Origin of the sequence: Saccharopolyspora sp. NPDC050389, assembly GCF_040655595.1 — a bacterium.
GTDB lineage: Bacteria > Actinomycetota > Actinomycetes > Mycobacteriales > Pseudonocardiaceae > Saccharopolyspora.
On record NZ_JBFAKG010000084.1, the window covers coordinates 27,043 to 44,726 of the forward strand.

Here is a 17,684-nt window from a genome sequence, read left to right on the forward strand (position 1 = left end):
TCCATGACCGACCAAACCCTGCAGTCGTCACAGCGTGGCGACAAGCCCGCCGATGCCGGTGACGCCGGCTACAACAAGTCGCTGAAGGCGCGGCACATCAACATGATCGCCATCGGCGGCGCGATCGGCACCGGGCTGTTCCTCGGCGCCGGTGGCCGGCTCGCGCAGGCCGGCCCGTCGTTGGCGATCGCCTACGCGGTGTGCGGGTTGTTCGCGTTCTTCGTCGTGCGCTCGCTCGGCGAGCTGATCCTGCACCGGCCCTCCTCCGGCTCCTTCGTCTCCTACGCCCGCGAGTTCATGGGCGAGAAGGGCGCCTACACCGCGGGCTGGATGCACTTCCTGAACTGGTCCACCACGGGCATCGCCGACATCACGGCGATCGCGCTGTACGTGCACTACTGGTCCGCGTTCACCCCGATCCCGCAGTGGGTGCTGGCGCTCATCGCGCTGGCGATCGTGCTGACCCTGAACCTGGTCTCGGTCAAGCTGTTCGGCGAGCTGGAGTTCTGGTTCGCCATCATCAAGGTCGCCGCGCTGGTGCTGTTCATGTTCGTCGGGATCTTCCTGCTGGTCACCCAGCACCCGATCGACGGCAACCTGCCGGGCCCGCAGCTGATCACCGAGCACGGCGGGATCTTCCCGGCCGGCGTGATCCCGCTGGTCCTGCTCATGCAGGGCGTGGTCTTCGCCTACGCCTCCGTCGAGCTCGTCGGTGTCGCCGCCGGCGAGACCGAGAACCCCGAGAAGATCATGCCGAAGGCGATCAACTCGATCATGTGGCGGATCGGCGTGTTCTACGTCGGCTCGGTCGTGCTGCTGGCGATGCTCATGCCGTGGGACGCCTACAGCAAGAGCGAAAGCCCGTTCGTCACCGTGCTCTCCCACATCGGCGTCCCCTACGCGGGCGACGTGATGAACCTGGTGGTCCTCACCGCCGCGATGTCCAGCCTGAACTCGGGCCTGTACTCCACCGGCCGCATCCTGCGGTCGATGTCGATGGCCGGTTCGGCGCCGAAGTTCACCGCCGTTATGAACAAGAACCAGGTGCCCTACGGCGGCATCCTGCTGACCGCCGCCGTCTGCGTCGTCGGCGTCGGGCTGAACTACCTGGTGCCCGCCGAGGCGTTCGAGATCGTGCTGAACTTCGCCTCCGTCGGCATCCTCGCCACCTGGGCCATCATCGTGCTCTGCCACCTGCTGTTCGTCCGCAAGGCGCAGCGCGGTGAGGTGACCCGGCCGAGCTTCCGGCTGCCGTTCTCGCCCTACACCGAGATCGTCACGCTCGCGTTCCTCGCGTCGGTGGTGGTCCTGATGGCCTTCGACGAGATCGGCCGGATCACGCTGATGGCCCTGCCGGTGATCATCATCGCCCTGGTCATCGGCTGGTTCCGGGTCCGCAAGCAGATCGACACCTCGGTGCTGGAAAAGGCCGACGCATGACCCGCACTCCCCCGGTCGGCGTTCCCGCGCACGTGCCGCTGGTGCACGTGCTGCGGGACGGCCTCGTCGAGAGCGTCCACCACGGCTCGGTCGTGGTGGTCGCTCCCGACGGTTCGATCCTGTTCCAGGCCGGCGACGGCGAGACGGCCTCCTACCCGCGTTCAGCGGCCAAGCCGATGCAGGCGGTCGCCATGGTCCGGCTCGGCCTGTCGCTGCCGCCGGACCTGCTGGCGCTCACCGCCGCCAGCCACTCCGGCGAGCAGGTCCACCTCGCCGGCGCGCAGCGCGTGCTGGACTTGGGCGGGTCCACCGAGGCCGATCTGGGCAACCCGGCCGACCTCCCCTACGACCCGGCCGAGCGGGAGGCCTGGATCGTGGCGGCCCGCCCGGCGCGCAAGCTGGCGCACAACTGCTCGGGCAAGCACGCGTCGATGCTGCACGTCAGCCGGCGGCAGGGCTGGTCCACATCGGACTACCTGGATCCCGGGCACCCGTTGCAGCGCGAGATCGCTTCCACGGTCGAGGAACTGACCGGGCAGCGGATCGCCAACGTGGCCGTCGACGGTTGCGGCGCGCCGTTGTTCGCCGTCTCGCTGCGCGGCCTGGCCACCGCGGCGGGGCGCATCGCCGGCGCGCCGGCCGACAGCCCGGAAGGCGCTGTCGTGCAAGCGTTCCGGACGCACCCGGAAATGGTGGCCGGTTCCCGCCGGGACACCACGGCGCTGATGGCAGCGGTGCCGGGCCTGATCACCAAGGACGGCTTCGAGGCGGTGCAGATCGCCGCGCTGCCCGACGGCACCGCGATCGCGCTCAAGATCGCCGACGGCTCCGACCGGGCCCGCCTCCCGGCGACCGTCGCGGCGCTGGAGATCGCGGGCGTCGACCCGGACCTGCTCACCCGGTTCGCCAGCGACAACCTGACCGTCACCGACGTTCTGAAGAACTGACACGGCAGCAAGGGGTGTGAGCGCCGAAGCCTTCGGCGCTCACACCCCTTTTTCAGTGCGCAGTGGTCCGAGGCGCGTCGAACGGGTTCACGTGCGCTCCCTCCTGCTCGGATCGAGTACCTTGGCCGCCTGATCGGCCGATGCGCGGCGGTTCTCGTTGACCTTCTCCAGCGGCACGTTCGTGGTGCGCTCACCGAAGATGCCCATGACGAGCGCGAAGGCGAACATGACCGCGGCTACGAAGTAGAAGACGGCGGAGATGCCGAAGCCGAGCAGCAACGCCGCGATGACCTGCGGGGCGAAGATGTTGGCGATGCGGGACGAGGAGTTCGCCCAACCGGATCCGATCGAACGGAAGCGGGTGGGGAACACTTCCGGCGAGTACGTCAGCGTCAGCGGGACGGACAGCTGGAACAGCAACGACAGCAGGCACGCGAAGACGACGATCGCCGTGGTGGAGCCGGCGGTTGTGAACAGCAGGCAGAGCAGCCCTTGCACGACGCCGACGGCGGCCAGCAGGTACTTGCGGTGCCAGCGATCGGCGACGGCAACAGCGATGGCGGGACCCGCGACGCCGACGGTCGTGATGATGGCGGTGAACATCGCGGTCGTCTGGAGGCTGAAACCCTGCAGCTTCAGGATGGTGGAAACCCAGTAGTTGAAGCCGAAGTAGCCGACGACCCCGAGGATCCACATCACGCACACGACGACGAACCGCTTGCCGTAGCCGTGCCGGAACAGCTCCCGCAACCCACCGGTGCCGCCACTGCTAGCGGGCATTTCGCCGGTCGGCGGGGGAAGCTCCGAAACGTGGCGGAGCACGGCCTGCTCGATCCCGGTCATGGTCTCGTCGGTCTGCGCGGTCTTCCCCGCTGCTTCCTGCCAGCGTGGCGATTCGGGCAGCCGGCGGGCCAGGAAGACCACGAAGACGATCCCCAGCCCACCGATGAGGTACAGCACCCGCCATCCCCATTCGAAGGTCGGCACCAGCGCGTAGGCGAGCCAGGCCAGGACGGCCGGCCCCAAACCACCGCAGGCGATCACCCACGCCTGGGCACGTCCGCGGTAGGAGGCGGGCATGAGCTCGACGAGCAGCACCACCCCGACGACGTTCATGCCCTGGAAGCCGATCGCGGTCAGGAAGCGCAGCGCCACGAAGGACTCGGGTGTCGAAACCGCGGAGTTGACGATGGACAGCAGCGAGTAGCCGACTATGAGGACGAGCAGGGTCGGTCTTCGGCCGATCCGGTCCGCGACCCACCCACCGCCGAACGCACCGAGGAACGTTCCGACCCCGGTAGCGCTGGTGACCAGTGCGATGTCGCCGACCGTGAACCCTTCGTGCTGGATGAGCGCGGGAGCGGTGAACGCGAAGGTGTAGAGGTCGATGAACTCGAAGATGAATGCGCTGATGAGCAGCGCGAGGATCGTCTTGTGCCAGCGGCAGGGTGGCAGCCGTTCCAGACGGGCGGCCACGGATATGCGGGAAGGACGAGAGTCGATCGGCGTCATGCAGGCGGCTCCTGGATTGATGCGCGACGGCGCGAACAAGCGGTGCGGTGCACCGTCGCGGTCGGCTAACGGCATGAATTCAGGTGACGACCGACCCGGCCGGGCCTGAGCACGGCACCGGCCGGGTGCGGAGAATCCCGATACCGGCCAGGTCAGCCGGTGATGACGTCGCGAGGAGAGATGCCACCCCGGCCGGAATCCCCGTCCTGGTGGGTCATGCTCCGCAGATAACCGGACGGCAGCCTCCGCCCGTCGCGCATGGTCAGCCACAGCCGCAGCAGGTGCCGCTTGCGCTCCGGCTCGTCGAAGTCCTCGTACCCGGTGCGCGAATGGAACATGGCGTAGTTGTTGAGGAACTGCATGTCACCGACCTCGAAGTCCATGTCGAGGCGGAACTCGTCGGAGTTGGCGAGCTCGTCGATCAGGTCGAACAGCTCGACGTCCTCGGGCTGCAGTCGGGGCACCTCGTCGAAGCGCTGGGCGGACTCGACGTACCTTCGGATGTAGCGCATGCTCAGCTTCCCGTCGTGCCAGGCGGCCAACGGGACCGCGTAGTACGGCTTCTCGCCCGGCTGCTCCTCTTCCCGCCGATCGAAGCAGTACGGCCGGTACAGGCGCTCGATCAAGTCCGGACGGCGTTCGAGGATCTCGTTGTAGATCGCCGCGGAGCTCACGATCGTGCTCAAGCCACCGGAGCGCGCCGGGCGCAGGCAGAGCAGCCCGACCACGTCGGATCCGTCGGTGTGGTACGGAAGTCGCGCATTGGTCTGGTAGCCCCGCACCGCCGTGTCGGTCACCGTCCGGCCGGTGTCGCGGACGTGGCCCAGCAGGTGCCCCGCGGCGTTCTGCGACACCGGAATCCCCAGGTGCTGCCCGATTCCCCAGTAGATCAGAGCAGCTTCGGATTCGGTGTACCTGTCGACCGGCAGGCCCTTGATCAGCACGAAGCCGCGTCCGTTCTCCAGCTCGTCGGCGAGCTCTCGGAGCACGCCGCCCAGAGATGGCAACGGGAAGTCGTCACGAGTCACGCGGAGCAAGGGCACGTCCGCGGTTCGCAAGCGCTGCAACGCGGACTCCAGCTCGCCGACCTGCTCATCGTCGAGCTGGCAGATCCATTCCGCCGAGCGGGACATGTCGTGGCCCTTCCACGCGGCTGCCGCTCGGTACGGCGTGCGCAGGACCTCGCGATGGGTCGTAGTCATGGCGTGACCTCCTCGTCGCGTCGAAATCGACGTCTCCGAAGTACGACTTCGCTGACGTTACGTCAGCGAAACTTGGAACGTCAACGCCGCGTGGGCACCCGACTCCAGACAGTGGACCACGACACGCGGCTCGCACTGCACGCGAAGAATGTTCTCCAACAGGAGCATGAGCTGGCCGTTTGGCATGTGCGGCTGCGAGGCGACCCAGGCAGGCCTGACGCCCGCCGACGGTGACCTTTTGCTGACGATATGTCGGTCATCTAGGCTTGGGAACAGCCAAGACGCGAGGTGACACGTGGGCGATCGTTCGGCGCGGACGCGACAAGCGGAGAAGGAAGCCACCGAGGCCACCCTGCAAGAAGCCGCGCTCCGCCTCCTGGAGCGGGACGGCATCCTCGCCGGCCTGAACCTGCGGGAGGTCGCCGAAGAGGCTCAAGTCAGCCGGGCGCTGGTCTACCACCACTTCCGCTCGCGGCGCCAATTGCTGCGCCTCGCGCTGCGGCGCAACATCCGCGAGCGGACCGAGCAGATCCTGACCGGGTCCAAACTGCCCCTGGTCCGGCGTTTCACCCGGTACTTCCGGGTCATCCTCGGCTACCGGCAAGAGGTCCGGATGAAAACCCTGCTGGTCCTCGACGAGGACAAGGACATCGTCACGATGCCGCTGCGGGAGAGCGCCGTCCGGCACCTCACGGCCGACGTCGAGCAAGGCCGGCTCGACGTCGACGACGTCGAAGCGCTGCATCTCGCCCTGATGGCGATGATCAACGGATACTTGGTGTACCGCGACCACTTCGCCGCCGAGGTTTCCACGCCGGCAGAAGACCTGGACCGCCGGATCGAGGCCATCATCCAGCAGATGCTGAGCGGTCTGGCCCCCAAGGACGCCCCCTCCCGGTGAGGGCTACCTGGTGCGGTGCGCCACCGAGCTCACATCCAGCAGCCGCGGCCGGTCAGCGGCGTTCGGCGTAGACGCGGCTGGCGTGTTCCACCAGGGCGATCAGGACTTCCTTCGCCGAGGCGCGATCCCGGGCGTCGCAGAGGACGACCGGCGTGCCCGGGTCGAGGTCGAGCGCCGCGGCGACCTCCTCCTCGCCGAAGTGCCGCGATCCCGTGAAGTGGTTGACCGCCACGATGAACGGGATGTCGCGGCGCTCGAAGTAGTCCACCGACGCGAAGCAGTCCGGCAGGCGGCGGGTGTCCGCGAGCACGACCGCGCCGAGCGCGCCTTGCGCGATGTCGTCCCAGAAGAACCAGAAGCGGTCCTGCCCAGGCGTGCCGAACAGGTACAGCGCGAACTCGTCGCGCAACGTGATGCGGCCGAAGTCCATCGCCACAGTTGTGGTGGTCTTCTGCTCCACCCCAGCTGTGGAATCCACGCCGCGGCCGGCCTCGGTGAGACGCTCCTCGGTGTGCAGCGGCCGGATCTCGCTGACCGCGCCCACCATCGTCGTCTTGCCGACGCCGAACCCGCCGGCGATCAGGATCTTCAGCGCGGTGACGGGCCCGCCGATCCGGTTGTCAGAGCGCGCGGAGGCCATTGATCACTTCCCTCAGTACGTCTTCGCTCGGCAGTTCGCGCGGCGGTGTGGGGCGTTCGATGCGGACGTGACCGGCGTCGAGCAGATCGGCGAGCAGCACCCGGACGACGCTCAGCGGCAGGTCCGAGCGGGCCGCGATCTCCGCCACCGACACCCGCCTGCCCCGGCAGAGCCGGAGGATTCCGGCCTGTTCCGGGGTGAGCGTCAGGTCGTACTCGGGAGCGGTGGCGGCCACCACGAGCGTGATGATGTCCAGCGTGCCGCGGCCCGGCTGGGCGCGGCCCCCGGTCATCGCGTACAGCCGCACCATCGGGCCCGCATCGTCGTCGTACCAGTTCTGGCGGGACCCGCTCACGACCCGCCCCCCGGCGCGCCCCGGTCCGTCATCGGTCACCACCGGCTTCGCCGAGCGAGCGGTCCGCGGCGTACATGTGCTCGCCGACCTGGTTGATCAGGCGAGCCATTTCGTAGGCGACGAAACCGATGTCGGCGCCCGCGTCGGCGAACACCGTGAGGCAGGTGCCGCCGCCGGCGGCCACGACGAACAGGAAACCGCCGTCCAGCTCGATCATCGTCTGCCGGACGGAGCCTGCGTCGAAGTGCCGGCCGGTGCCTTTCGCGAGGCTGTGCAGCGCCGACGCGACCGCGGCGAGGTGTTCGCCGTCCTCGTCGCGGACTCCCGACGAGACGGCCATGGCCAGGCCGTCGTTGGACAGCAGCAGCGCGAGCCTGACTCGCGGCACGTTGTGGACCAGCTCGTCCAGGAGCCAGCTCAGCTCCCCGGATTGTTCGGTCGTGCCAAACATGGATGCTCCTCGTCTCAGGCGTCGGCGGAGTCGTCGGTCGGCGCGCCGCGCCCGCGGGCGAATCCCTGCTGGAGCGCGGACATCATGCTTCGCGCCTGCTCCGGCGACACCGGGGCCGCGGCCGCGTCGGCTCGCTTGCTGCGGGTGTCCGCTTGCAGTCCGGCGGCGAGGCTCGCCTGCCGGGTCCGGCGCGGCAGACCCCCGGTGTCCGGTTCGGTGTCCGGTTCCGGCGCGGGCTCGTCGACCGTCACCGGCTCCACCCAGACCTGCTGCCGCGCCGGCACCGGGGTCCGGACCGGCAACCGCGTCGCGATCGCCTTCTTCGGCGGCCGCACGGGTTCGTCCGGTTCGGACGGCCGATCGCGCGGTTCCGCGGCCGGTTCCGACGCGAGGATCGACATCGGCAACAGCACCACGGCCGTGGTACCGCCGTAGGGAGAACGGCGCAGCGACACGGTGATGCCCTGCCGGTTCGCCAGGCGGCTCACCAGGTACAGCCCCAGCCGGTCGCTCTCGAACAGCTCCAGCCGGTGGGCCTCGGTGATCAGCCGGTTGGCCTCGTCCAGCCGCTCCGCGCTCATGCCCAGGCCGCGGTCCTCGATCTCCACCACGAATCCGGTGCCCACCGGCTCGCCGTGCACCAGCACGGTGCTGTCGGGCGGCGAGAACGTCGTGGCGTTCTCCACGAGTTCGGCGAACAGGTGCGTGACGTCGGAAACCGACGAGCCGAGCACGGACAGCCCGGGCATCCGGCGGATCTCGACGCGCGCGTAATCCTCGACCTCGGAAACCGCCGAGCGGACCAGGTCCATCAGCGGCACCGGCTGGCGCCAGGCTCGGCCGGGTGCGGCACCGGACATGATGATCAGCCCCTCGGCGTGTCGGCGCATCCGCGTCGCCAGGTGGTCGACCCGGAACAAGTCTTCCAGCGCGGCCAGGTCTTCCGTCCGGCGTTCCATGCCGTCCAGGATGCCGAGCTGGCGGTGCACCAGGGACTGGCTGCGCCGGGCGAGGTTGACGAACACCCCGGAAACTCCCGTGAGCAGTTCGGCTCGTTCGGCCGCGGCCTGCAGCGCCGAGCGCTGCACCGCGTTGAGCGCATCGCCGACCTGGCCGATCTCGCCTTCGCCGGGCGCGACCACCGGGACGTCCGCATCGATGTCGATCTTCTCTCCGGCCCGCAGCCTGCGCATCGCCTGCGGGAGCCGCCGGTTCGCCAGTTCCAGCGCCGAATCGCGCAGGCCGACCAGTTCGATCACCATGCCGCGGCCGATCCGGACGGAGACCGCCAGCGCGAGCAGCACGGCGAGCAGGCCGAGGAGCACCGTCAGCGCCGCCTCGGTCGTCACCGAGCGGCTCGCCGATTCCGCCTGCGCAGCGCCCGCGGCACGCGCATTGGCCTGGCTGGTGTCCACCGCCTGCGTCAGGACCTGCACCGCGCCGCGCCACTGATCCGGGGCGAACGCGGCGGTGCCCGCGTCGAGCATGTCGTTCTGCATCGCACGCAGGAAGCGGTAGGCATCGCTGTCCACGAGCCGCCGGTACGCATCCTGGTCGGCCGCCGGGAGTTCGGGCAGCAAGCCGCCGGCCAGCACGTCCTGACCGCCGAGCGCGGCGGCGAACGCCCGGTGCTGCTCGGGCGTCATCCGCCCGCCCGCCGGCGCCGAGGTCGCGATCGCGTCCTGCCGGGCGATCATCTCGGCCACGCGACTGTGCTGGAGGACGACCCGCGCGGCCGCGGCGGGCTGCCCGTCCTGCACCGTCGTCAGCACTTCCTCCACCGCGAACGCATGCTCGATCGCGGCGGAATACTCGTCGTAGGCGCCGGTCCAGTCCGCCGGCCGAGCGTTCTGGAACCGGTCGAGGTCCTGGACGAGCGCGTTGACGCGCTGGTTCACGTCCGGGGTGAGGCTCGCGATGTCGGCCCTGGCCACGGTCACACCGTCGAGCAGCGCGGCGGTGGCCTGCGCGGTGCGCGCTCGCTCGGCGGCGAAGGCCTGCTCCGCCGCTGCCTGCGGCGCGGCGAGGTACCGCACGGCAGCAGCCCGTTCGTCCTGCAGGCTGCCGACCAGGTTCCGGACCGGACCGGCCAGCTTCTCGTTGAGCTGCTCGACCTGGTGCAGCGTCCACGCGTTCTGCACCGCCGAAACCGTGGCCATCGACCACAGCGCCATGAGCGAAACCACCGGAACCGCGAGCAGCGCAACGGTCTTCGCGCGCACCGATTTCGGCTGCAGGCGAGGGAATCCAATGCCGGAATTCCGGCTTCTTTCGGGCATGAACCATCCATCCCGGATTTTCGAGAAACGACTGTTGCGGACGCGCCGGGCGACCGATTAATTCACGCGATTTCCGCGACGGAAATTCCGTTGATCAAATTCTTCCGGCCGCCGGCTCCGCGGGATTCTCCGACGCTCCCCCGGCATCGGCCGAATCGGACTTCCGCGGCGCGCTCGGCGAAATCGCGACGAACGCCGAGGTGAGGAACAGGTACGACCCCAGCAGGACGGTGAGCGGGAAGATGAACTGCATCGGGGAGGCGCCGACCACGGGCGCATCCATCTCGTGCAGGTGGACGCTCACGGCGGCCATGCCCGTGTAGTGCATCGCGCTGACCGCCACGCCCATCACCAGCGAGGCGCCGAACGCGGCCAACGGGCCGCGAATGTTCAGCGTGGCCCACAGCGCGGCGGTCGCCGCGACCACGGCGATGAGCACCGACAACGCGACGATCTCCGGGGCGTAGCTGACCATGCCGGAAAGCCGCATCGCCGCCATCCCGACGTAGTGCATGGCGGCCACGCCGACGCCCGCGACCAGGCCGCCGACGAGCACCGCCAGCACCTTGGAACGGCTGTAGCCGACCGCGAAGACGCCGATGCCGACCACCACGATGGCGACCACCAGGCTCAGCACGGTCAGCGGAACGTCGTAGCGCACGTCGCTGCCTGTGACGTGGAAGCCGAGCATCGCGATGAAGTGCATCGTCCAGATGCCGGTGCCGATCGCGACGGCACCGTTGATCAACCAATTGCGCCGAGCGCGGCCGGTCGTCGCGAGCGCGCGCACCATGCAGCGCAAGCCGAGCGCCGCACCGACGCAAGCCATCACGTACGACAGGACCGGTGTCAGCCAGCCGAAACCGAACTCCGTCATCGAGCCTATCTGACCCATTATTCCCTAAAGCGTGTAGGCGGCACCTGTCAAGAAGCGACCCTCATTGCCCCGACTGGCCGGTCACGTCGAATGACCATACTCAGATCACGCGCCGATCACAACCACTCTCCACAGTAGATTTTCGAGTGACGGACTATGCGCGGTGCGTGATTCTCGGCCCCATACGACGCAGTTAATTCCCCCTTAAGTAACGGCTCCCGCGCCGCGACGACCGCGCGCGAGCCGGGGCCGAGGAAGTCCGAATAGGATGATCATCTTCTGTAACCGCCGGAACGACGGACCGCCGCGTCACTCCCCGCCACCGTCGCCGCCATCTCCGTCTCCCCCATCGCCGCCGCCGCTGCGGCCGCCGAGGAGAGCCCGCTTCCACCACGGCAACGGGATGTTCAGGTGCGCGACCACCCGCTCGTCCGGGTACTGCTCCATCCCGTGAATCGCCACCGCCGTGGCCACCTCCACCGGATTGCTGAAAGCCCGGGGAGCGTGCCACGCCCCGGCCGGCACCTCCGAGGTCGCCCTGGCCCGGTGCACCACTCGGGTGCCGTTGAACGTGCGATGCGGTTCCCACCCGAGTTGGATCGTTCCCACCCAAATGACCACGACGAGCGGCACGACGAGGCACTCCGGCGAGAAGTAGCCGCGGACCGCCGAATCGACGATCCGAATCAGCCCGACCGCTGCGACGGCGCCGAGCAGCCCGACCAGCACGCGCAGGGTCCGCACCCGGCCGGACCCGCTGATCAGGCCGCGAGCGCGCAGCCACGCCAGCAGCGCGCGAGTGATCCCGGACCGGCGGAAGGTGCGCCGCAGCTCCGCCATCGTGATGCCGCCGCCGGCCCATTCCAGCACCCGCTGCTGGTACTCGTGGTGCACGCGAATGGCGGTGGCGCACAGCTTTCCGCCGGCGTCGATGCGCAGCGCCCCGGCCGCGACGAGCTCGGCCACGACGCTGTCGGTCACCCTGTCGACGCCGCCGCTGAGGTAGGCGAGCTGGTACTGGTCAGGCTCAAAGTAACCGGCCCGCCGCCCGGCCCAGGCCAGCAGGTTGAACAGGGCGATGCCGCCGCGCAACAAGATCGCCAGGAAGAAGAGCAGGAAGCCGAACTCGGAGTTGGTCATCCCCCAGGCGACGTCCACGTGCCCTCCTCCATCGATCCGCTCCCCGGTAGACGCCTCACACCCGCCGAGGTTGACTCTGGCTCTGCCACCGACGGGTTTCGCGTGCGGCAGATGCGTTCGCCAGAGGGGAATCCCCCTCTGAACCGAATGTCAATCGGTGCTGGAACAGGAGCGTCGAGCCTACCCGTACGGCCGCCCGGCGAACCCGAATCCCTCGAAAGCCGGCTGTTTTTGGCGTTGTTCCCCCCCGCCCCGGGAGCGAGGAATTCGCCCGCGCCTCACCGGCAATTCATCGCCAGAGAATCTCCAGGCCGCCGCCCCGGCGCTACGCTGCCGCCGGTTCGATCTTGCGGAGAGGCGGACGGCGATGACTTCTGCGGCATTCCCACGTCGGTTGGCTGCGCTCGGTGCCGCCATCGTCCTCGGCGCACTGCTGCCACCGGCGGTGCCCGCGTCGGCCGGTCAGCCGACCCGCGCGGCCGTGGCGGAGGTCGCACCGGGCGTGGCCTACCGGTCCTTCGAGCTTTCCACCGAGCACGGGCCGGTCGTCGGGTACCTGCTCACCGCGGACCTGCGCGAGCCCGAAGTCGAGCTGGATCTGCTGCACCCGCCCGCGGTGACGGCCCGGGACGAGATCGACGACATGACCAACGCGCAGCGGGCGGTCGCGGGCGTCAACGGCGACTTCTTCCACCTGAGCGAGACGCACGAGGGCGTCGCGGCGACCGGTTCCTCGGTCGGGCCGGAGATCGCCGACGGCGTGGACCTGAAAGCCGCGGTTCCCAACGGGCAGCGCTTCGGGCCCGGATTGCCGGAGGGCACCTCCACCAAGGACGTGTTCGGCCTGGGCACCGACCGGCGCGCGCGGATCTCCAGCGTGGCGTTGACCGGCGTGGTGCGCAGCAGCGAGACGACCGCCGACCTCACGGGGCTGAACCAGTACGCGGTGCCGGTCAACGGCATCGGGCTCTACACCTCGGCATGGGGCGAGGTTTCCAGGGCGCGGGCGGTGTGCGGAACCGACACGGATCGCTCCGCACCGTGCACCACCGACACCGAGGAAGTGATCGTCCGCAACGGCGTTGTCAACGACGAGCACGACGAGCCCGGCGCCGGCGCCATCCCCGGTGACACCGTCGTCCTCGTCGGGCGAGAGGAAGGCGCCGCAGAGCTGGAGAAGCTCAACCCCGGCGACCGGGTCGTGGTCGAGTCCCGGCTGGTGGCTGCCGACGCGCCGCCGCTGGAGTTCGCCGTCGGCGGATTCCCGATCCTCCGCGCCGGAAAGCCGTTGCCCGGCCTGGAGACCGGGACGTTGGCACCGCGCACCGCTGCGGGCGTCAGCTCGGACGGGCGGACCGTGTACCTGCTGGCCGTGGACGGGCGCACCGCCGCCAGCACCGGGCTGAGCGTCCGCGAGCTGGCCGATCTGATCCGGTCGTTCGGGGCCGCCGATGCCGTCAACCTCGACGGCGGCGGCTCGTCGACGATGGCCGTGCGCGATCCCGGTCAACCCCTGGCCGTGGTGAAGAACGTTCCCTCCGACGGCGTTCCCCGCGCAGTGGCGAACGGGATCGGCGTCTTCTCCGCCGCCAGCTGACGAACCTGTTGGATTCCGGGACCGCCGGTGAGTCGGCGACCGGCGCGTCCCGGCACGGCACAGACACCTGCTCAGCTGGTCACCGCTCAACGCCTCCGCCCTTTGATGCCCAACCTGACGCTCTGGGAGCACTTCGGCGTCGCGCAAGGAATTCCTAGCCGTGCCAGGCTGAAAGCCGATGGAACAATCCCGGGTGGCGCCGGCTTCAGACGACCTGTCCGCGCAGCGGAATCCGGTTCCACCACGTCACACAGCGCCAGGCCCACTCCAACGGCCCGTATGCGAATCTGCTCAGCCACCAGCGCGAGAAAACCCACTGCACCAACAGAATCCCGACGGCCAGCAGCAGCATCAGGTCGTACCGGATGGAGTCCTGCTCCAGGCCGATCACCGGTGCGACCACCAAGGTCAGCAGGGTGGCCGTGATGAAGTTCGTCAGCGCCATCCGCCCCAGCGGCGTGAACGCCGCGGAAAGCGCGCCACCGGCGCGGGTCCTGCACAGCAGCAGGAAACCCGACGCATAGGCGAGCCCACCGAGCAGCCCCGCCGCCGCCCAGATCGCGAAGAACCACGACGAACTCTTGCTGTTGACCTGCAACCAGAGACCGAAACCGGCCAGCACGGCGGAGAGCCCGAAGATGATCGCGAGCTGCCCCGTCCGGCGGTCGAGCGTGTTGATCACGTCGTACCGGACGGTGGCCGCGCCGAGCAAGAAAAGGCCAGGTACCAGGCTGACTCCGCCGCTCAGCCCGAACAACCCCACCGCGAGCAGCCCGACACCGCCCCAGAGCGCGACCCACCGCGGCAGCACCGACGTCGGCAGCAGCACGATCAGACCGACGACCGCGTAGATCAGCAGCGGCTCGCCCGGCAGCAGGAACTGGTGCCCGATCCCGATGGCCAGCAGCGCCAGCAACCTCCGCAGCAACAGCACCCGGGGCCGGGCCGCTCGCCCGGTCGCGCGGTCCAGGAACAGCGCGAAACCCACGCCGAACAGGAACGCGAAGATCGGGTGGAACCGCTGCTGCACGAACATGTTCAGCGCCGAGCGGACCGGATCGGCCACCCCGATCGCAGGCCCCCAGCCCATGTGCACGATGTCCGGGATGTTGACGAACAGGATCCCGCACAGCGCGAACCCGCGCAGCGAGTCGAGATCACCGATGCGCCGCCGCACCGGTTGTGCCGCCACGGCAGTCGTCATCGACCACACCCCCGCGATCCGCACGACGCGAGCCCGTCCGCGCACCGAACCACTTGCCGGCGCAGCAGAACCACGGTCACCGGCCAGGGCTTCGTTGCCCCAGCACCGGCCGCTGAACTTGACACGAGTTCCTCCTGACATCGCAACCCACCCGGGCCCATCGCCGGGTGTGATCGCTAACAGGATCGCCGCGGCTACCGACATCGCGGATCATCCGCAAGGCCGAGTCCGGCCCACACCGGTCAGCCGATCGGCCAACAAAAAACAAGCCATTCGGCCGGGAAGACCGGGGAACGCCTGCGCGACGACCGTCTCCGATCCCGCCTGTTCCAGGGGAGGCCGGCATCTCCCACCAGCCCGGGAAATCCTGGGGCTAGGGTCGGTTCCATGGTTGATCGGTTTCAGGTCGTTCCTTCCGTCTACATCGCGCTTCGCAGGTCGGACGCCCAGGAGGAGGTGCTGCTGCAGCTGCGCCGCAACACCGGGTACATGGACGGGCATTGGGCGATGGCCGCAGCGGGCCACGTCGAATCCGGTGAATCCGTCATCGACGCCGCGCGCCGGGAAGCCGCCGAAGAACTCGGCATCGACATCTCCGCCGAAGACCTCGTGCCGCTGTCGGTCATGCACCGAACGCAGGGCGACCACCGGGCGATCAACGAACGGGTGGACTTCTTCTTCGAATGCCGCCACTGGACCGGTCAGCCCAGGCGGGCCGAGCCCGAGAAGACCGCCGACCTGCAGTGGTTTCCACTGGACACGCCGCCGAGTCCGGCCGTGCCCCACGAGCAGTACATCCTCCGGCACCTGCGCGCCGGCACCCTCCCCCAGGTCACGACCTTCGGCTTCTGACCGCCCGCCCTCGACGGGAGTTTGACCTTCACCCAGGGGCAACCCGCAGGGTCGGGTCACCGGGCGAGGCGCCCGGGACGAGGAGGGAGCCATGTCCAGGCTGAGCATCGGCGAGTTCGCGCAGGCAACGGGGCTGACTCCGAAGGCGTTGCGGCTCTACGACGAGCTGGGGCTGCTGCCACCGGCCGGCGTCGATCCGCATTCGGGTTACCGCTCCTACGACCGGTCCCAGCTCGAACACGCCCGGCTGGTCGCGTGGTTGCGCGGGCTCGGCATGCCGTTGACCCGCATCAGGGTGGTCTGCGACCTTCCCCCGCTCGCCGCGGCAGCCGAGGTCGGCTCGTACTGGCGCCAGGTCGAGGCCGACACCGCGGCCCGGAGGGAGTTGGCAGCTTTCCTCGTCGACCACCTGTCGAGGAGGAAAACCGAAATGGTTGATGTGCCAGCGGAATGGGAACTGCGCTCTGCTGCTCGAGATGACCGCGGGTTCGAACGGGATGAGAATCAAGACGCGGTGTACGAGGGCAGGAACCTGTTCGCCGTCGCCGACGGATTCGGCGCGCAGGGCATGGACCGCACGGCAAGCGTCGCGGCGGTCGACGCGCTCGGGCCTCTCGACGCCGAGGTGCCCGCCGGGAACCTGCTGAAGACTCTCGGCGAGGCCGCGAACGGCGCGCGGCAGGCCGTCCACGACTTCGCAGCCCACCCGGCACACGAGAACGTCGGTACGACGCTGACCGCGATGCTGTGGTCGGGCGCCCAGTTCGCCTTGGCGCACGTCGGGGACACCAGGGCGTACCTCCTGCGCGACGGGGAGCTCACCCAGATCACCCACGACCACACCTTCGTGCAGTCGCTGGTCGACGAGGGCAAGTTGACCCCGGAGGAGGCGGCGACGCACCCGAACCGGGCAAGGCTGCTCCGCGCCCTGCAACGCGGCGGGACCGTGGAACCGGACCTCCACTTGCGCGAAGCGCACAGCGGCGACCGTTATCTGCTCTGCTCCGACGGGCTCCACGCCGTAGTGCCCGAACAGCAACTACTCGACACCTTGAATGCGGCAGGCGATCCCGAGGAAGCGGTGGATCGCTTCACCGGACTCATCTGCGACACAGGTGCACCGGACAACTTCGCCTTCGTAGTCATCGACGCGTTCGCACGCGCGTAGCCAACTGACGGTCCGTCCCCGCCAACCGGTCGGGAACGGGCCGTCCGCAGGCAATGTCACCAGACGGTGTAGCCGCCGTCGACGACGAGGTCCGTGCCGGTGCAGTAGCTGCTGGCGTCGGACGCGAGGAACACGACCGCCGGGGCGATCTCCCGGGGCTCGGCGACCCGCTTCATCGGGGTGTCGCCGATCCAGACCCGGCGCCACTCCTCGTTGCTCATCCCGCGTTTGGTCATCTCGGTGCCGACGTAGCCGGGCGAGACGGAGTTGACCCGCACACCGCGGTCGGCCCATTCACCGGCCAGCGATTTCGTGAGGTGGATGACGCCGGCTTTCGCGGTGTTGTAGGCGGATTGCGGCTGCGGGTGGTTGGAGATGTGGCCGCTCATGCTGCCGGTGTTGATGATGCTTCCCGAACCCTGCTCAAGCATTCGCTTCCCTGCCGCTCGGCAGCTGTAGAAGACACCGTCGAGGTTCACCGACAGCACCCGGCGCCAGTCCTCGTCCGAGAGGTCTTCGCTGGGATGGTTGTGCACGATCCCGGCGTTGTTGACCGCAACGTCGAGCGACCCGGCCGTGGTCAGCACGTGCTCGAACGCGGCCTCCACGCTGGCGGAGTCGGTGACGTCCGCGGCCACGAACTCGACGCCGTGCCGCTCGGCGGTGGCGTTGCCGACCTCGGGGTTGATGTCGCAGATGAACACCCGGGCTCCGGCATCGCGCAGGCCGAGCACGATGGCCTCGCCGATGCCCTGGGCGCCGCCGGTGACGATCGCGTTCCTGCCGTTGAGTGCGAAGAGATCGCTCAAGTTCCCCTCCCGGGACGTGGCTGAGGCGATGATCATCTAGCCCGGCGGGAATCCCGGCGCCGCCGACGCGTCCACATCGGACACCGATGCGCGCGGACGGCATTCGCAGGGCCCGGAATCCGGTTGACTTCGTATGATCTTCGGACCATAGTTCGGCCATGCAGCCGCCGCAACCATCCGCAGACGCGGCGCGCCGAAGTTCGCGCGATCATCTGGGCAACGTCAGATCCCAGCAAGAAGCACCGATCGCACCAGACCGCATCCGGGGCCGTGAGTCTTTTGGGCTGCTATGGCAACCCAAAAGACTCAC

16 protein-coding genes are annotated in these 17,684 nt (G+C 68.9%); 6 read left to right on the forward strand and 10 right to left on the reverse strand.

What is annotated here, in order from left to right; genetic code table 11:
* Positions 1-3: 3 nt before the first annotated feature.
* Both AB0I53_RS38125 and AB0I53_RS38130 read left to right on the forward strand, forming a co-directional pair.
* On the forward strand, positions 4-1,440 hold the full coding sequence (locus tag AB0I53_RS38125) for an amino acid permease (protein ID WP_358613906.1): 1,437 nt from the start codon (positions 4-6) through the stop codon (positions 1,438-1,440).
* Entirely contained in the window at positions 1,437-2,387 is a 951-nt protein-coding gene (locus AB0I53_RS38130) for an asparaginase (RefSeq protein ID WP_358613907.1), read from the forward strand. The genes AB0I53_RS38125 and AB0I53_RS38130 overlap by 4 nt, the downstream gene beginning before the upstream one ends.
* Positions 2,388-2,474: 87 nt before the next feature.
* On the opposite strand, the gene AB0I53_RS38135 is transcribed toward AB0I53_RS38130, so the two are convergent.
* Together AB0I53_RS38135 and AB0I53_RS38140 are read right to left on the reverse strand one after the other, a co-directional pair.
* Positions 2,475-3,899, reverse strand: a complete 1,425-nt coding sequence (locus AB0I53_RS38135) for an MFS transporter (protein ID WP_358613908.1) — start codon at positions 3,897-3,899, stop codon at positions 2,475-2,477.
* 152 nt (positions 3,900-4,051) lie between these two features.
* Positions 4,052-5,101, reverse strand: a complete 1,050-nt coding sequence (locus AB0I53_RS38140; RefSeq protein ID WP_358613909.1) for a TauD/TfdA family dioxygenase — start codon at positions 5,099-5,101, stop codon at positions 4,052-4,054.
* Positions 5,102-5,396: 295 nt separating this feature from the next.
* Here AB0I53_RS38140 and AB0I53_RS38145 point away from each other — a divergent pair, with 295 nt between their 5' ends.
* Positions 5,397-6,002 (forward strand): helix-turn-helix domain-containing protein, encoded by a 606-nt coding sequence (locus AB0I53_RS38145; RefSeq protein WP_358613910.1) that lies wholly within the window; start codon positions 5,397-5,399, stop codon positions 6,000-6,002.
* Between the two features lie 52 nt (positions 6,003-6,054).
* Here the strand turns inward: AB0I53_RS38145 and AB0I53_RS38150 are convergent, their stop codons facing one another.
* From AB0I53_RS38150 to AB0I53_RS38175, 6 genes are all read right to left on the reverse strand, one after another.
* Entirely contained in the window at positions 6,055-6,642 is a 588-nt protein-coding gene (locus tag AB0I53_RS38150; RefSeq protein WP_358613911.1) for an ATP/GTP-binding protein, read from the reverse strand.
* Entirely contained in the window at positions 6,623-6,997 is a 375-nt protein-coding gene (locus AB0I53_RS38155) for a DUF742 domain-containing protein (RefSeq protein ID WP_358613912.1), read from the reverse strand. Before AB0I53_RS38155 ends, AB0I53_RS38150 begins: the two co-directional genes overlap by 20 nt.
* A gap of 28 nt (positions 6,998-7,025) precedes the next feature.
* A complete protein-coding gene (locus AB0I53_RS38160; protein ID WP_358613913.1) occupies positions 7,026-7,448 on the reverse strand; it encodes a roadblock/LC7 domain-containing protein in 423 nt (140 codons plus the stop codon).
* Positions 7,449-7,462: 14 nt separating this feature from the next.
* Complete coding sequence (locus tag AB0I53_RS38165) at positions 7,463-9,727, reverse strand: nitrate- and nitrite sensing domain-containing protein (protein ID WP_358613914.1); 2,265 nt, start codon at positions 9,725-9,727, stop codon at positions 7,463-7,465.
* 94 nt (positions 9,728-9,821) lie between these two features.
* Entirely contained in the window at positions 9,822-10,604 is a 783-nt protein-coding gene (locus AB0I53_RS38170; protein ID WP_358613915.1) for an MHYT domain-containing protein, read from the reverse strand.
* 309 nt (positions 10,605-10,913) lie between these two features.
* Positions 10,914-11,762 (reverse strand): TIGR04222 domain-containing membrane protein, encoded by an 849-nt coding sequence (locus AB0I53_RS38175; RefSeq protein WP_358613916.1) that lies wholly within the window; start codon positions 11,760-11,762, stop codon positions 10,914-10,916.
* 349 nt (positions 11,763-12,111) lie between these two features.
* Here AB0I53_RS38175 and AB0I53_RS38180 point away from each other — a divergent pair, with 349 nt between their 5' ends.
* On the forward strand, positions 12,112-13,341 hold the full coding sequence (locus AB0I53_RS38180; protein ID WP_358613917.1) for a phosphodiester glycosidase family protein: 1,230 nt from the start codon (positions 12,112-12,114) through the stop codon (positions 13,339-13,341).
* 205 nt (positions 13,342-13,546) lie between these two features.
* Here the strand turns inward: AB0I53_RS38180 and AB0I53_RS38185 are convergent, their stop codons facing one another.
* Positions 13,547-14,545 carry a DUF418 domain-containing protein gene (locus tag AB0I53_RS38185; RefSeq protein WP_358613918.1) on the reverse strand — a complete coding sequence of 333 codons (999 nt, stop codon included), beginning with the start codon at positions 14,543-14,545 and terminating at the stop codon, positions 13,547-13,549.
* A 387-nt stretch (positions 14,546-14,932) separates the two neighbouring features.
* Here AB0I53_RS38185 and AB0I53_RS38190 point away from each other — a divergent pair, with 387 nt between their 5' ends.
* Together AB0I53_RS38190 and AB0I53_RS38195 are read left to right on the forward strand one after the other, a co-directional pair.
* Positions 14,933-15,397 carry an NUDIX domain-containing protein gene (locus AB0I53_RS38190; RefSeq protein WP_358613919.1) on the forward strand — a complete coding sequence of 155 codons (465 nt, stop codon included), beginning with the start codon at positions 14,933-14,935 and terminating at the stop codon, positions 15,395-15,397.
* 91 nt (positions 15,398-15,488) lie between these two features.
* On the forward strand, positions 15,489-16,565 hold the full coding sequence (locus AB0I53_RS38195; RefSeq protein ID WP_358613920.1) for a MerR family transcriptional regulator: 1,077 nt from the start codon (positions 15,489-15,491) through the stop codon (positions 16,563-16,565).
* Positions 16,566-16,621: 56 nt separating this feature from the next.
* Here AB0I53_RS38195 and AB0I53_RS38200 read toward each other — a convergent pair whose 3' ends face one another.
* Entirely contained in the window at positions 16,622-17,374 is a 753-nt protein-coding gene (locus AB0I53_RS38200; protein WP_358613921.1) for an SDR family oxidoreductase, read from the reverse strand.
* Positions 17,375-17,684: the final 310 nt, after the last annotated feature.

Excerpts from the sequence above, each read along its gene's own strand:
- AB0I53_RS38185 (WP_358613918.1), bottom strand. The coding sequence starts at position 14,545 with ATGACGACTGCCGTGGCGGCACAACCGGTGCGGCGGCGCATCGGTGAT.
- AB0I53_RS38160 (WP_358613913.1), bottom strand. The coding sequence starts at position 7,448 with ATGTTTGGCACGACCGAACAATCCGGGGAGCTGAGCTGGCTCCTGGAC.
- AB0I53_RS38180 (WP_358613917.1), top strand. The coding sequence starts at position 12,112 with ATGACTTCTGCGGCATTCCCACGTCGGTTGGCTGCGCTCGGTGCCGCC.
- AB0I53_RS38170 (WP_358613915.1), bottom strand. The coding sequence starts at position 10,604 with ATGACGGAGTTCGGTTTCGGCTGGCTGACACCGGTCCTGTCGTACGTG.
- AB0I53_RS38135 (WP_358613908.1), bottom strand. The coding sequence starts at position 3,899 with ATGACGCCGATCGACTCTCGTCCTTCCCGCATATCCGTGGCCGCCCGT.
- AB0I53_RS38125 (WP_358613906.1), top strand. The coding sequence starts at position 4 with ATGACCGACCAAACCCTGCAGTCGTCACAGCGTGGCGACAAGCCCGCC.
- AB0I53_RS38150 (WP_358613911.1), bottom strand. The coding sequence starts at position 6,642 with ATGGCCTCCGCGCGCTCTGACAACCGGATCGGCGGGCCCGTCACCGCG.
- AB0I53_RS38165 (WP_358613914.1), bottom strand. The coding sequence starts at position 9,727 with ATGCCCGAAAGAAGCCGGAATTCCGGCATTGGATTCCCTCGCCTGCAG.
- AB0I53_RS38140 (WP_358613909.1), bottom strand. The coding sequence starts at position 5,101 with ATGACTACGACCCATCGCGAGGTCCTGCGCACGCCGTACCGAGCGGCA.
- AB0I53_RS38130 (WP_358613907.1), top strand. The coding sequence starts at position 1,437 with ATGACCCGCACTCCCCCGGTCGGCGTTCCCGCGCACGTGCCGCTGGTG.
- AB0I53_RS38190 (WP_358613919.1), top strand. The coding sequence starts at position 14,933 with ATGGTTGATCGGTTTCAGGTCGTTCCTTCCGTCTACATCGCGCTTCGC.
- AB0I53_RS38195 (WP_358613920.1), top strand. The coding sequence starts at position 15,489 with ATGTCCAGGCTGAGCATCGGCGAGTTCGCGCAGGCAACGGGGCTGACT.